We start from the raw sequence: 13,677 nt of genomic DNA, 5'->3' as shown, positions 1-13,677 counted from the left end.
CGCTGGTGGCCCCGGCCGTCGCAGCGCCTCCCCGCGCCGGCCGGAAACCCCGGCGGGACAACCGGTTCTCCGCGTGGCTGTTCCTGCTGCCGGCCTTGGCCTACATCGTCGTGTTCTTCGGCTACCCGCTCGCCGCGAACGTCGTGATGAGCACCCAGGACTACACGGTCAAGTCGTTCTACACCGGCGAAGCTCCCTTCGTCGGCTTCGCCAACTACGCCGCCGTCTTCGACAACCCGCTCTTCTCGACGGCGGTCGTCAACACCGTCCTGTTCACCGCCGGGTCGCTCGTCTTCCAGTTCGGCATCGGCCTCGCGCTCGCGGTCTTCTTCAGCGGCCGCTTCCTCGGCAGCGCGCTGCTGCGGTCGCTGCTCCTGCTGCCCTGGTTGCTGCCGCTGGTGGTCAGCGGTGCGGTCTGGCGGTGGATGTTCGACGAGGACCACGGCGTGCTGAACGCGGCCCTGCGGCTCGTGGGCCTGGACGCGGTGCCGTGGCTGAGCAGCACCGGCTGGGCACTGCCCGCCGTGATCCTCACCAACATCTGGATCGGCATCCCGTTCAACCTGGTGATCCTGCACGGCGGGCTGCGCGCGATCCCCGCGTCGCTCTACGAAGCCGCGTCGCTGGACGGCGCGGGCCCGTGGCAGCGGTTCCGGCACGTCACCTGGCCGCTGCTGCGGCCGGTCACCGGGATCGTGCTCATGCTCGGGCTGGTCTACACGATCAAGGTGTTCGACGTGATCATGGTCGTCACCGGCGGCGGGCCGGCCAACGCGACCCAGACGCTCACGACGTGGTCCTACCGGTTGTCGTTCCAGGACTTCGCGTTCGGGCAGGGCGCCGCCGTCGGCAACATCCTCATCCTGGTGGCGACGGCGTTCGGGCTGCTGTACCTGCGCTCGGCGAGGGCGACCCTGGCCGAGGCGGCGGCGTGAAAGCCCGGACGGTGTTCGGCGTCCTGATCGTCGCGGTCCTGCTGTTCCCGCTGTACTGGATGGTCAACGCCTCCCTGCAACCCAGCGGCGCGCTGCTGCGCCCGGACCCGGCGTTCGTCCCCGTCGACGGCACCCTGGACGGTTATCGCAAAGCGTTGTCCTCCCAGGGGCCGCACCTGCTCTCCAGCGTCGTCGTCGCGCTCGGCACCGTGCTCGTGTCGCTGGTGATCGCCGCACCGGCGTCGTACGCGCTGGCCCAGCTGAAGGTCCGCGGCGGGCCGGTGCTGGTGTTCGTGCTGCTCATCGTGCAGATGATCCCCGGGATCGTGATGGCGAACGCGCTCTACACGGTGTTCGCCAACCTCGGCCTGATCGACAGCTACCTCGGACTGGTGCTCGCCGACTCGACCGCGACCATCCCGTTCGCCATCCTCCTGTTGCGGGCGTTCATGATCTCCGTGCCGCGAGAGCTCACCGAAGCGTCGCGAGTGGACGGTGCCGGCCACTGGCGGACGTTCCGCTCGATCATCCTCCCGGTCAGCCGCAACGCGCTCGTCACCGCCGGGCTCTTCTCGTTCCTGTTCGCCTGGGCGGACTTCCTCTTCGCCGTCACCCTCACCACCGGGCAGTCGTTCGAGCCCATCACCGTGGGCATCTACCGGTTCGTCGGCAACCAGTCCGCCGACTGGAACGGGATCATGGCCACCGCCGTCCTCGCCGCGGTCCCCGCGGCCGTCCTGCTCGTCGTGGCCCAGCGGTACGTCGTCGCCGGGCTGACCAGCGGTGCCGTCAAAGACTAAGGAGTCCGCGTGATCACGTCCGAAGACGGCCGCTCGCTCGAAGTCACCGTGCGGCACGAAGTCCTGCGCGTCGAACCCTGGGGCGAGGGCAGCCTGCGCGTGCGCGCCGGCCGGCACCGCATCCTCGACGACGTGCCGGGGGCGCTGCTGCCCGCGAAGCCGTCGGCCGCCACCGCGTCGGTCGACGAGCGGATCGGCAAGGTCGTCAACGGCCCGCTCACCGCGATCGTCGAGATCGCCGACACCGACACCGGGATCGACGCGCAGCTGCGGTTCGTCCGGACCGGCACCGGTGAGGAGCTGCTTTCCGAGCAGCGCGCGCACTTCTGGTGGCCCGGCGCCCGGCTGTTCATGCCGTCGCGCAACGGGTACGGCCGCCTCGAACAGCGGTTCACCGCCTACGACGACGAGCGGGTCTACGGCCTCGGCCAGCACACGCACGGCCGGCTCGACCAGAAGGGCCTCGTGCTCGACCTGGTGCAGCGCAACGCCGAGGTGTCGGTGCCGTTCCTGCTGTCCAGCCGCGGCTACGGGTTCCTGTGGAACAACCCGGCGGTCGGCCGGGTGGAGCTGGCGGCCAACGGCACCCGCTGGGTCGCCGACGACGCCCGTCAGCTCGACTACTGGGTCACCGCCGGCGACGGACCGAAGGAGATCCTCGGCCACTACGCCGACGCGACCGGGTACGCGCCGATGCTGCCGGAGTGGGCGGCCGGGTTCTGGCAGTCGAAGCTGCGGTACCAGACCCAGGACGAGCTTCTCGCAGTGGCGCGCGAGTACCACGCGCGCGGGCTGCCTCTGTCGGTGATCGTGGCGGACTTCTTCCACTGGACGCACCTCGGCGACTGGAAGTTCGACCCGGCGGAGTGGCCCGACCCGGCTGCGATGGTGCGGGAGCTTTCCGACCTGGGCGTCAAGCTGATGGTGTCGGTGTGGCCGTCGGTCAGCCCGCTGTCGTCGAACTACCGCGAGCTGCACGAGCGGGGGCTGCTGGTCGCCGCCGAGAGCGGGGTCCCGGCGCACGCACCGTGGAAGGACAAGGGTTTCGACGTCGAGATGCCGGTGGCGTTCTACGACGCGACCAACCCGGCGGCGCGGCGGTTCGTCTGGTCGAAGGTCAAGGAGAACTACTACGACCTGGGCGTGCGCGCGTGGTGGCTGGACGGCGACGAGCCGGAGATCCAGCCCGGCCACCCGCACAACCTCGGCTTCCACGTCGGCCCGGGCGCGGAGGTGTTCAACCTGTACCCGCAGGCGAACGCGCAGACGTTCCACGACGGCATCCGCGCCGAGGGCGACGACGAGGTGGTGCTGCTGTCCCGCTCGGCGTGGGCGGGCAGCCAGCGCTTCGGGGCCGCTCTGTGGTCGGGTGACGTCCCGGCGACGTGGGCGTCGCTGCGGACGCAGGTACGGGCCGGGCTGAACGTGGCGCTGGCCGGGATCCCCTGGTGGACCACGGACATCGGCGGCTTCCACGGCGGCGACCCGTCGTCGCCCGCCTACCGGGAACTGATGGTCCGGTGGTTCCAGTACGGCGTGTTCTGCCCCCTGTTCCGCCTGCACGGCTTCCGCGACCCGCGGCCGCCGTTCGGCCCTTCGATGACGGGCGGGCCCAACGAAGCCTGGTCCTACGGTCCGGATGCGCTGAGGGCGATCACGGCGGCGCTGCGGCTGCGGGAGCGGCTGCGGCCGTACCTGATGGCCCAGATGCGGGTGGCGCACGAGCAGGGCGTCCCCCCGATGCGGCCGCTGTTCGTCGACTTCCCCGCGGACGCGGCGGCGTGGGACGTGACCGACGAGTTCCTGCTGGGGCCGGACGTGCTGGTGGCACCGGTGCTCTCACCCGGGCTGACCACACGGCGCGTGTACCTGCCCGCCGGGGCGGCGTGGACGGACGCGGTGACCGGCTCGCGCCACGAAGGCGGAGTCACCATCGAGGCGCCGGCACCGGCCGACCGCATCCCGGTCTTCCTGCGGGACGGTGCCGACGTGCCGATCACCGGTCGTGAGTGAGAAACAGCGTTCTAACCCTGTTTCTCCCTCACGACCTCGGCCCACAGGCCCGGCTTGAGCGGCCGTGGCGGACCGGGCGCCCAGCCTGTCGGCCACTGCCGGACCGCGTACACGTCCGTGCGGGCGTGGGCGCGGGGGAACCGGAACCGGTCGGCCGTCGCTCCCGTGAAGTCGGCGTGCCCGCCGAACCGGGCGCCGCCGAAGAAGGCGTCCGCCGCGAACCGCGCGCCGCGGAACGTCGTGCGTCCCGCGAAACCGGCACCCGCGAACGAGACGTCGTCGGCGAACACCACCTCCGAGAAGTCCGTGCGGGCCGAAAACCGGGCTTCGTCGAACCACATCGCGCGGCCCGCGGTCGCCCGCGTGAACTCCGCGCTTCCGGTGAAGGTCGCGTTCTCGAAGTCCGCGCCGACGCCGAACCGCGCGCCCCTGAACCAGGCGTGGCGGGCGAAGCACGCCTCCTCGAAGCACGCCAGGCCGGTGAAGACCACCCCGTCGAAGCGGGCGTCGCCGACGAAACGCACGCTGCGGAACACGACGTCGAGGAGCTCGCACCCGCGCAGGTCCACGTCGTGCAGGACGACGTGCTCGGCGCGCAGGTACATCCCGGGCCAGAAGCGCGGCGAGTCCCGCCGCAGGTGCGGGAGCAGGAGGCGCCACAGCTCGGCCTGCCACGCCGGCTGGTCGTGCCAGCGGTAGCGAAGCTGGGCGGCGATCTCGTCGACGCAGTCCTGGCGCCGCGCGGGGTCGGCGTCGGCCCGCCCGGCGAGGCCGGCCAGCGCGGCCAGCCGGACGGAGTACTCGTCGGCCAGCAGCCGCGCGGTGACCTCGGGTTCCATCGGCTCCGGCGGCGCCGCCGGCGTGAGCACCTGGACCGGCGGGTTCCGGCGGAGGATCAGCCACGCCGTGACCGCGCCGGACACCGCACCGATGAGCGCGAGGACCGCGAAGGGCGTGACCGTGGACATGCCGGGATTGTCCCGTCTCGCCCCGTTTCGCGACAACGGATTAAAGTGGACCTGTGAGTCCAAAGCTGACCCTGAAGGGCGCCGCGACGCGGCAGCGGATCATCGAAGGCGCCGCGGCGGAGATCCGCGAGCGCGGCGTCGCCGTCACGACGCTCGACGACGTCCGGACGCGGACGCGCACCAGCAAGAGCCAGCTCTTCCACTACTTCCCCGACGGCAAGGAAGAGCTCCTGCTGGCGGTGGCGCAGTTCGAAGCCGGCCAGGTGATGGCGGCCCAGCAGCCGCAGCTCGGCGAGCTGTCGTCGTGGGCGGCGTGGAAGCGCTGGCGCGACACGGTCGTCTCGCACTACCGCGAGCGGGGTCAGTACTGCCCGCTCAACGTCCTGATCTCCCAGCTCGGCCGCGCGACGCCGGGAGCGCAGGCGGTGGTGAGCGAGCTGCTGCGCGCCTGGCAGGACGAGCTCGAGGCGGGTATCCGCCGGATGCAGGACGCGGGTGAGGTGAGCCCGCGCCTGAACTCCGGACGCACCGCCGCCGCCCTGCTGGCGGGACTGCAGGGCGGCGTGGTGGTGATGCTGTCGACCGGCGGCATCGAGCACCTGGAAGCGGCGCTCGACGTCGGGATCGAAAACCTGCGGGCGAGCGGGAACCGGAGCTGACCCCGGTTCCCGGTCCCGGGGTCAGGCGTTCTTGATCGCCGAGATCTCGAACTCGAGGGTGACCTTGTCGCTGACCAGGACACCGCCGGTCTCGAGGGCGGCGTTCCAGGTGATGCCGTAGTCCTTGCGGCTGATCGTGGTCGAGCCCTCGAAGCCGATCCGGTCGTTGCCGAACGGGTCCTTGGCGGAGCCCTCGAACTCGAACGGAATCGTGACCGAACGGGTGACGTCCTTGATCGTCAGGTCGCCGGTGACGTCGAAGGACGTGTCGCCGGTCTGCTTGATCTCGGTCGTGGTGAAGGTGATCGTGGGGTACTCGTCCATCGACAGGAAGTCGTTGCTCTTCAGGTGCCCGTCGCGGTCCGCGTTGCGGGTGTCGATGCTGTGTGCCTGGATGGTGACCTGGGCGGAGGACTTCTCCGGGGCGTCACCGTCGATCGTCGCGGTTCCGGTGAACTCGTTGAAGCTGCCGCGAACCTTGGTCACCATGGCGTGCCGGGCGACGAACCCGATCCGCGAGTGGGCGGCGTCCAGGGTGTACTCACCGGTCAGCTGGGGGTAGGTGGTCGCGCTGGTCATGCTGGCTTCTCTCCTCCGTGTGGTCCCCCAGGTGATTGAGGGTTCAACAACACTGTACTCACATTTACTGGTTGCGCAAGCAAGCTTTCGCTAGACTCGCCGATATGGGTGAACCGTACGCGCTCGATCCCGACGAAGCCCCGTTCTGGCGGTCGCTGATGCGCATCACGACCGCGCTGCCGCGGGCGCTCGAGGACCAGTTCCTCCCCGAGACGGGCCTCGCGATCACCGACTACGGCGTGCTGGTCGCGCTGTCCGAAGCGCCGGACCACCTGCTCCGCATCTCGGCGCTGGCCGCGACCACCGGGCTGTCGCTGAGCCGGATCAGCCGGGTCGTCGACGACCTCACCCGCCGCGGCCTGGTCGAGAAGCGCAAGTGCGCCGAGGACGGGCGCGCGTCCAACGCCGTGCTGACCGACGCGGGACTGGCCAGACTGGAGGCGGCCTACCCGGGCCACCTCGCCCGGGCGCGGGCTTCGGTGTTCGACCACCTGAGCGCCGAGGATATCCGCACGGCCGGGCCGGTGCTGGCCCGGCTGGCCGCGGCGCTCGACGCCGCTCCCCCGACCGACGACTGCTGAAGGACGCGATGAGCGACAAGGGCGAGTACCAGCGGGACCTGAACTACATCCCGGACCGCATCACCGCCGACGGCCGCGACGGCTGGCCGGTCGAGCCCGGCCGCTACCGGTTGATCGTCGCCCGCGCCTGCCCGTGGGCCAACCGCGCGGTGATCGTGCGGCGCCTGCTCGGCCTCGAGCCGGTGCTGTCCATGGGCATCGCCGGCCCGGTGCACGACGAGCGGAGCTGGAGCTTCGACCTCGACCCGGACGGGCGCGACCCGGTCCTCGGCATCGAGCGGCTGCAGGAGGCGTTCTTCAAGCGCGACCCGGGGTACCCGCGCGGCATCACCGTGCCGGCGTTCGTCGACGTCCCGAGCGGCCAGGTCGTCACGAACGACTTCGCGCAGATGACGCTGGACATGTCCACCGAGTGGACCGCGTACCACCGCGCCGGCGCGCCCGAGCTGTACCCGGAAAAGCTGCGGGACGAGATCGACGACGTCGCGCAGAAGGTCTTCACCGACGTCAACAACGCGGTCTACCAGTGCGGTTTCGCCCGTTCCCAGGAGGCGTACGACCACTCGTACACCAAGCTGTTCTCGCGCTTGGACTGGCTCTCGGAGCGGCTCGCGGACCAGCGCTACCTGGTCGGCGACACGATCACGGAGGCCGACGTCCGGCTGTTCACCACGCTCGTCCGGTTCGACGCGGTCTACCACGGCCACTTCAAGTGCAACCGGCAGAAGCTCACCGAGCTGCCGGTGCTGTGGGCGTACACGCGCGATCTGTTCCAGACGCCCGGGTTCGGCGACACGATCGACTTCCCGCAGATCAAGGAGCACTACTACGTGGTGCACAAGAACGTGAACCCGAGCGGGATCGTGCCGCTGGGGCCGGACGTCTCCGGCTGGCTGACGCCGCACGACCGCGAGCAGCTGGGCGGCCGGCCGTTCGGCGACGGCACCCCGCCGGGCCCGCCCGTGGAGTCCGAGAGGGTGCCCGCGCTCTAGGTTCCGGGCTACGGTGATCGCCATGGAACGCCTGCGCGATCGCCGGATCCTGGTCACCGGTGCCGGCTCCGGCATCGGCCGGGCCACCACCTTCCGCCTGATGGACGAGGGGGCGTGGGTCATCGGCACCGACGTCTCCGAAGAGGGGCTGATCGAGACCCAGAAAGCCGCACCGCGCGGGGGCTTGACGACGTACGTCATGGACGTGGCCGACGAGGAGTCGGTGGCGTTCGGCGTGCGGTCGGCGGTCGACGCGCTCGGCGGCCTCGACGTGGTGGTCAACGCGGCGGGCATCCTGCTGGCGTCGCACACGCACGAGACGTCCCTGGAGCTGTGGAACCGGGTGCTGGCGGTCAACCTGACCGGCACGTTCCTGGTGACGCGGGCGGCCCTGCCGTCGCTGCTCGAGTCGGAGAACGGCGTGGTGGTCAACTTCAGCTCGACGTCGGCGTCGTTCGCCCACCCGTACATGGCGGCGTACTGCGCGAGCAAGGGCGGCATCCAGGCGTTCACGCATTCGCTGGCCCTGGAGTACAGCAAGCAGGGCCTGCGCGCGGTGAGCATCGCCCCGGGCAGCGTGAAGAGCGGCATCACGGACTCGGCTTTGAGCTGGCTGCCGCAGAACATCGACGTGTCGCTGTTCGGGCGGTTGCTCCCGATCCTCCCGACGGACCACACGACCGAGGTGGGCAACCCGGTGGCGGGCCCGGAGACGGTGGCGGGCGTGGTGGCGATGCTGGCCTCGGACGACGGCAGGTTCATCACAGGCACGGAAATCCGCATCGACGGCGGCACGCACACCTGATCAGCACCGAAGACAATCGATATCGGCCCTTGACCTCCACTCTGAAACTTTTCGCCGCGCTCTCACGACATAGGGCGGACGGCGAAGAGGACAGGAGCAGACGTGGGTGTTGAGGCCTTCGGCATCGAGAAGGAGTTCCTCAAAGACTTGCTTGCGCAGGTCGACCAGGGAGAGACGCAGCTACCCGAGTTCCAGCGCGGATGGGTGTGGCCGGATCGCAACATCGCGAGCCTCATCGCCTCCATCTCTCTCGGTTATCCCGCGGGAACCGTGATGATGCTGAAGCAAGGCGGCGAGACGCGCTTCAAGACAAGACCTGTAGAAGGTGCCCAGCCGTTCTCGAAAACCGCTCCCGAGCGGCTGATCCTCGACGGTCAGCAACGGCTGACGTCCCTGTACCAGTCGATCTTCCGCAACGCACCCGTCGAAACCCAGGACGTCCGAGGCAAAGACGTCAAGGGCTGGTTCTACCTCGACATGGAGCGCGCCGTCCTCGACGACGGCGACCGCGAGGACGCCATCGTCTTCGTGCCGGAGACGAAAATCCGCCTCGACTTCCGCGGCCGTCCCGTGCTGGACCTCTCGACTCCGGAGAAGGAATACGCGGCGAGGTTGTTTCCCTGCACCGCGCTGTTCGACTCCATGCGGTGGATGATGGGTTTCTTCCAGTCCGACCCCGAGCGGCAGACCGAGAACCTCAAACTGTGGGGCAGTTTTCACGACATCGTCGTCCAGCGCTTCCTCCAGTACCAGCTGCCCGTGATCGAACTGGGCCGCAGCACGCCTCGACAAGCCGTCTGCCAGGTGTTCGAGAAGGTCAACACCGGCGGAGTCACGCTCACGGTCTTCGAGCTGCTCACGGCGACGTTCGCGGCCGACGACTTCGACCTGCGCCAGGACTGGGACGACCGCAAGGCGTCCTGGAGCACCGGGAAGTACGACATCCTGGGCAACGTCGCCAACACCGACTTCCTCCAGGCCGTGGCCTTGCTGGCCACCATCGAGCGGCGACAGGCAGCCATCGAGGCCGGCCGGGACGAGGCCAGCGCGCCACGGATCGGCTGCCGCCGGGCCGACATGCTCAACTTGACCCTGCCCGAGTACCTCAAGTGGGCTCCCGACGTGACCGAAGGGCTCAAAGCCACGGCGCAGTTCCTCCACGCCCAGCACATCTTCGACACCCGGTTCCTGCCCTACGGCAGCCAGCTGATCCCGATGGCCGCGGTGTTCGCCCTTCTCCGTCAGCAGGCCGATACAGTCGGCGCGCGGCAGAAGATCTCACGCTGGTATTGGTGCGGGGTCTTCGGTGAGCTCTACGGCGGCACCACGGAGACGCGGTTCGCGCGCGACGTCCCGGATCTCGTCGACTGGGTCCGCGGAGCCGAGACCGAGCCTCGAACCGTCCAGGAAGCCCAGTTCGTCTCCAGCCGCCTCTGGTCGCTGCGGACCCGTGGATCTGCCGCCTACAAGGGCCTCTATGCCCTGCTGCTGCACGAAGGTCCGCTCGACTGGTGCACCGGTTCGGACATGTCCGACGAGAACTACTTCGACAACGCCGTGGACATCCACCACATCTTCCCGAAGGTGTGGTGCGAGAAGGCCGGTATCGACGCCAACCGGTACAACTCGATCATCAACAAGACACCGCTGACCGCGCGCACCAACCGGATCATCGGTGGCCGGCCACCGTCCGTCTATCTGCGCGGGCTCGCGAAGAGCGCCGAAACGACACCCGAGACCATCGACCAGAACGTGCACTCGCACCAGATATTCGCGATCGACCTGCGGAATGACGACTTCGAGACGTTCGTGAGCCATCGCGAGCGGGCACTGGTGTCGCTGATCAGCCGGGTCATGGGCAAAGAGGTGCAGACCGACGCACCGGTCGACGAGCTGAGAGGCGTCTTCAGCGGCGGTCTCTGACGGCTTCGGCGTACCTCGCGGAGAGCACCCGAAGCCGTTCGGCCAGTTCCGGGGGCGACTCCACCTCGAACGCCACATCCAGCATCCCCACCACGAACGCCACGATGTCGTACGAATCGGACGCCAGCTCCAGCCGGCACGTCCGCGCGTCGATCGCCGTCACCTCTCCCTCGACGCGCCCCGCCACCTCCGAAGCCGGGGCGTGGATGCGGAGAGAACAGCGCAACGGCCACATCTCGCGGCCCATCGTCCGGGTCAGGTAAGCCGTCAGGTCGCCGTCGGGCGGGTCGCGGTGGGTGAACCTCGGGCCGTTCGGGGTGCGCAACGACACTCGGTCCGCGCGGAGCGTGCGCCAGTCGCCGCGGGCGGTGTCCCAGCCGACCAGGTACCAGCGCCGGCCCCACGACACCAGCCGATGGGGCTCCACCGCGCGGCGGGACACGCTGCCGGCATGGTCCACGTAGTCGAAGCGCAGCGTCTCCGCCGCGCGAATCGCCGCCGACACCGCCGTCAAGACCGCCGGGTCCACCACCGGCCCGCGCGACGGCAGGGCCAGCATGCTCGCCTCCAACGCCGCGACGCGGTTCCGCAGCCGCGACGGCAGCACGCGCGACAGCTTGCTCGACGCCCGCAGCGACGCCTCACCCGAACCGGACGTGTGCAGGGCGATCGTCACCGCCACGGCTTCGTCGTCGTCCAGGAGCAGCGGCGGCAGCTCGGCGCCCGCGCCCAGGCGGTAGCCACCCACCGGGCCCAGCACCGCGTGCACCGGGTAGCCCAGCTCGCGCAGGCGGTCGACGTCCCGCCGCACGGTCCGGGTCGTGACGTCCAACCGTGAAGCCAGCTCCGTGCCCGACCAGTCGCGGTGCATCTGCAGCAGGGCCAGCAACCGCAGCAGCCGGCCGGAGGTTTCGCGCATGGTCCGATCTTCCCAGACGTCTAGGACCGAAACTGTCCTACACACGCGCCAGGCTGAGCGCATGGATCCCTTCCGCATCGACGTGCCGCAGGCCGACCTCGACGAACTGCACCACCGGCTCGCCCGCACCCGCTGGCCGGGCGAGCTGCCCGGCGCCGGCTGGGACTACGGCGTCAGCGAGCCTCACCTGCGCGAACTCGTCGAGTACTGGCAAACCGGCTTCGACTGGCGCGCCCAGGAGGCGCGGCTCAACGCGGTCCCGCAGTTCACGACCACGATCGACGGCCAGCGCGTGCACTTCCTGCACGTCCGCTCCCCCGAACCGGACGCGACGCCGCTGATCCTGACCCACGGCTGGCCGAGCACGGTCGCCGACTTCCTCGGCGTCCTCGGCCCGCTCACCGACCCGCGCGCCCACGGTGGCGACCCGGCGGACGCGTTCCACGTCGTCGCGCCGTCGGTGCCCGGCTTCGCCTTCTCCGGGCCGACGAACGACCGCGGCTGGAACACCCGCCGGACGGCCCGGGCGTGGGCCGAGCTGATGCGGCGGCTCGGCTACGAGCGCTACGGCGCCCAGGGCGGCGACTTCGGCAGCATCGTCTCGCCCGAGCTGGGCCGGACGGCGCCCGAGTCGGTGCTCGGCGTGCACGTCAACGCCGTCGCCAACGCCGGTGTCCCGACCGCGCCCGGCGACCTCGAGCGACTGTCCGAAGAGGACGCGAAGCGGGCGCGGGAGAACGAAGCGTGGTGGTACGGCCATTCCGGCTACGCCACCCAGATGGCCACCCGGCCGCAGACGCTCGCCTACGCGCTCAACGACTCCCCCGCCGGGCAGCTCGCGTGGAACCTGGAGTGGTTCGTGGACTGGGACCCGACCGCGACGAACCAGACGCCGGTGGACCGCGACGCGATCCTGATGAACGTGGCGATCTTCTGGCTCACTGGTACCGCGGGCTCGGCCGCGCGCCTCTACCTGGAGGCGGGCCAGGACGGCTGGGGCGAACGGCCGGAACCGTCGGGCGTGCCGACGGCGGTGGCGAACTTCCGCGGCGACCACGCGATCCGCGGCCTGGCGGCGTTGTCCAACAACGTCACGCGCTGGACGGAGTACGACACCGGCGGCCACTTCGCCTCGCTGCAGGCACCCGAAGCCCTCATCACCGACATCCGGGAGTTCTTCCGCGGCCTCTAGTCCACAGTGGACACGGCGCCGTCGAGCAACGGCCGCAGCTCCGCGACCACCGTGTCCAGGGGTGCGACGTCCTGGTGCGCCCGGGCCAGGACGATCGCGCCCTCCAAGGCGCTCAGCATGAGCACGGCCAGCGACGCGCTGCGGGCCGCGGGCACGCCGTACTCCTCGAGGGTGGCCGCGACCGGACGCTGCCAGCCGTCGAACGCCTTGCCGACCGCTTCCCTCAGATCGTCGCTGGTGGCCGCCACGTCGGCGACCGTCGCGACCAGTGGGCAGCCCGCGTCGTAGCCCTGTGCCGTGAACTCGTCGCGCCACTGCCCGGCCATCGCCGCGAAGAGCTTGCCCGGCGTCGGATCCTCGATCTTCGCCGCGACGCGCGCGACGCGCCGGGCCGCGTAGCCGCCGGCCCACGTGACCGCTTCGGCGATCAGCTGGTCCTTACCGCCCGGGAAGTAGTGCTGCAGGGACCCCCGCGGCGCTTCGGCGTGCGCGACCACGTCCCGCATGCCGGTGGCCTCGACTCCGTGGATCCGCACCAGCTGCGCGGCACTGAGCACCATCCGCTCGCGCGGCGTCCTCGTCATCGCCTGCCTCCTTCATGACGTCTGTCATGGTAGCCCAGTCCGGCACGACCAGCGCGAAGTCCCGCTCGCCGCGTTCGTAGGCCGGCACCGGCCGGAAACCCTGGCGCAGCAACAGCGCTTCGGCACCCGCGTTGCCCGCCCACACGGTGCCGCGCACCGTCCAGCCCGGGAACCGCCCCGAAGCCCAGAGCCACCGCGCCAGCGCGCTCCCGATCCCCTGCCGCTGCCAGGGATCGGCGACGAGGATCCCGATCTCGGCCTCCCCCGGGGACACCGCGACGAAGTTGAGCAGTCCCACCGGAAGCCCGCCGCGAGTGGCGAGCAGGGCGGGCGCCCCGGCGAGCAGGAACCGGCCGTACCGCCGGAAGACCTCGCCCGGCTCGGCCGGCCCGCCCATCATGAAGCGCCGCCGGAGGCTGTCCGGCGAGCACGCCGCGACGAGCGCGGCCACGCACTCCCGGTCCGCCGGGCGGTCCTCCAGCTCCCGGACTTCTATGACAGCTGTCATAGCTCCATGACAACATACTGCGGCGCGAACCACACTATGACGGCCGTCATAGTTCGACCGGACGACACGATTCTGCGACTATGCGCACGAGCGATGAACTGGGAAGACGTCCCGGAACCGGCGGGAGGAACAACCACTCCCCTCCGTAATCAATGTATAGCGCACCCCTGGGCTTGCGGCAAGACCCCCGTAGTGCCGCACAATTCTCGGCCGTAGCCA

The 13,677-nt window shown here is 70.1% G+C and carries 14 protein-coding genes; 9 read left to right on the top strand and 5 right to left on the bottom strand.

Annotated elements, in window-relative coordinates:
- The first annotated feature begins 2 nt into the window (after window positions 1-2).
- The 3 genes from ABZ342_RS16320 to ABZ342_RS16310 are packed head-to-tail and all read left to right on the top strand — an operon-like array spanning window position 3 to window position 3,748.
- Window positions 3-935, top strand: a complete 933-nt coding sequence (locus ABZ342_RS16320; protein ID WP_360473663.1) for a sugar ABC transporter permease — start codon at window positions 3-5, stop codon at window positions 933-935.
- Window positions 932-1,735 carry a carbohydrate ABC transporter permease gene (locus ABZ342_RS16315; protein WP_360473499.1) on the top strand — a complete coding sequence of 268 codons (804 nt, stop codon included), beginning with the start codon at window positions 932-934 and terminating at the stop codon, window positions 1,733-1,735. The genes ABZ342_RS16320 and ABZ342_RS16315 overlap by 4 nt, the downstream gene beginning before the upstream one ends.
- A gap of 9 nt (window positions 1,736-1,744) precedes the next feature.
- Window positions 1,745-3,748, top strand: coding sequence for a TIM-barrel domain-containing protein (locus ABZ342_RS16310; protein WP_360473497.1), 2,004 nt, complete (start codon window positions 1,745-1,747; stop codon window positions 3,746-3,748).
- A gap of 11 nt (window positions 3,749-3,759) precedes the next feature.
- Here the strand turns inward: ABZ342_RS16310 and ABZ342_RS16305 are convergent, their stop codons facing one another.
- Entirely contained in the window at window positions 3,760-4,716 is a 957-nt protein-coding gene (locus ABZ342_RS16305; RefSeq protein WP_360473495.1) for a pentapeptide repeat-containing protein, read from the bottom strand.
- Between the two features lie 53 nt (window positions 4,717-4,769).
- Between ABZ342_RS16305 and ABZ342_RS16300 the strand changes: the two genes are divergently transcribed.
- Window positions 4,770-5,375, top strand: a complete 606-nt coding sequence (locus ABZ342_RS16300; RefSeq protein ID WP_360473493.1) for a TetR/AcrR family transcriptional regulator — start codon at window positions 4,770-4,772, stop codon at window positions 5,373-5,375.
- Between the two features lie 21 nt (window positions 5,376-5,396).
- Here ABZ342_RS16300 and ABZ342_RS16295 read toward each other — a convergent pair whose 3' ends face one another.
- The gene (locus ABZ342_RS16295; protein WP_155543674.1) at window positions 5,397-5,954 is read right to left on the bottom strand and encodes a YceI family protein; all 558 of its coding nucleotides are present in this window, start codon (window positions 5,952-5,954) and stop codon (window positions 5,397-5,399) included.
- 104 nt (window positions 5,955-6,058) lie between these two features.
- On the opposite strand from ABZ342_RS16295, the gene ABZ342_RS16290 reads away from it, so the two are divergent.
- From ABZ342_RS16290 to ABZ342_RS16275, 4 genes are all read left to right on the top strand, one after another.
- Window positions 6,059-6,535 (top strand): MarR family winged helix-turn-helix transcriptional regulator, encoded by a 477-nt coding sequence (locus tag ABZ342_RS16290; protein WP_360473491.1) that lies wholly within the window; start codon window positions 6,059-6,061, stop codon window positions 6,533-6,535.
- Between the two features lie 8 nt (window positions 6,536-6,543).
- On the top strand, window positions 6,544-7,527 hold the full coding sequence (locus tag ABZ342_RS16285; protein ID WP_360473489.1) for a glutathione S-transferase C-terminal domain-containing protein: 984 nt from the start codon (window positions 6,544-6,546) through the stop codon (window positions 7,525-7,527).
- Between the two features lie 22 nt (window positions 7,528-7,549).
- Complete coding sequence (locus ABZ342_RS16280; RefSeq protein WP_360473487.1) at window positions 7,550-8,332, top strand: SDR family oxidoreductase; 783 nt, start codon at window positions 7,550-7,552, stop codon at window positions 8,330-8,332.
- Between the two features lie 102 nt (window positions 8,333-8,434).
- On the top strand, window positions 8,435-10,255 hold the full coding sequence (locus ABZ342_RS16275) for a DUF262 domain-containing protein (protein ID WP_360473485.1): 1,821 nt from the start codon (window positions 8,435-8,437) through the stop codon (window positions 10,253-10,255).
- On the opposite strand, the gene ABZ342_RS16270 is transcribed toward ABZ342_RS16275, so the two are convergent.
- On the bottom strand, window positions 10,239-11,174 hold the full coding sequence (locus ABZ342_RS16270; protein WP_360473483.1) for a WYL domain-containing protein: 936 nt from the start codon (window positions 11,172-11,174) through the stop codon (window positions 10,239-10,241). The two genes, ABZ342_RS16275 and ABZ342_RS16270, sit on opposite strands and share 17 nt — an antisense overlap.
- Before the next feature lie 61 nt (window positions 11,175-11,235).
- On the opposite strand from ABZ342_RS16270, the gene ABZ342_RS16265 reads away from it, so the two are divergent.
- On the top strand, window positions 11,236-12,366 hold the full coding sequence (locus ABZ342_RS16265) for an epoxide hydrolase family protein (protein WP_360473481.1): 1,131 nt from the start codon (window positions 11,236-11,238) through the stop codon (window positions 12,364-12,366).
- Here ABZ342_RS16265 and ABZ342_RS16260 read toward each other — a convergent pair.
- The gene (locus ABZ342_RS16260; protein ID WP_360473661.1) at window positions 12,363-12,863 is read right to left on the bottom strand and encodes a TetR family transcriptional regulator C-terminal domain-containing protein; all 501 of its coding nucleotides are present in this window, start codon (window positions 12,861-12,863) and stop codon (window positions 12,363-12,365) included. The genes ABZ342_RS16265 and ABZ342_RS16260 overlap by 4 nt on opposite strands.
- Window positions 12,805-13,347 carry a GNAT family N-acetyltransferase gene (locus ABZ342_RS16255; protein ID WP_360473659.1) on the bottom strand — a complete coding sequence of 181 codons (543 nt, stop codon included), beginning with the start codon at window positions 13,345-13,347 and terminating at the stop codon, window positions 12,805-12,807. The genes ABZ342_RS16260 and ABZ342_RS16255 overlap by 59 nt, the downstream gene beginning before the upstream one ends.
- Between the last annotated feature and the right edge of the window lie 330 nt (window positions 13,348-13,677).

The organism is Amycolatopsis sp. NPDC005961, assembly GCF_040629235.1.
GTDB classification, from domain to species: Bacteria; Actinomycetota; Actinomycetes; order Mycobacteriales; family Pseudonocardiaceae; genus Amycolatopsis; species Amycolatopsis camponoti.
The sequence above is the reverse complement of the archived record's forward strand: the minus strand, read 5'-3'. Positions and strand labels throughout refer to the sequence as shown.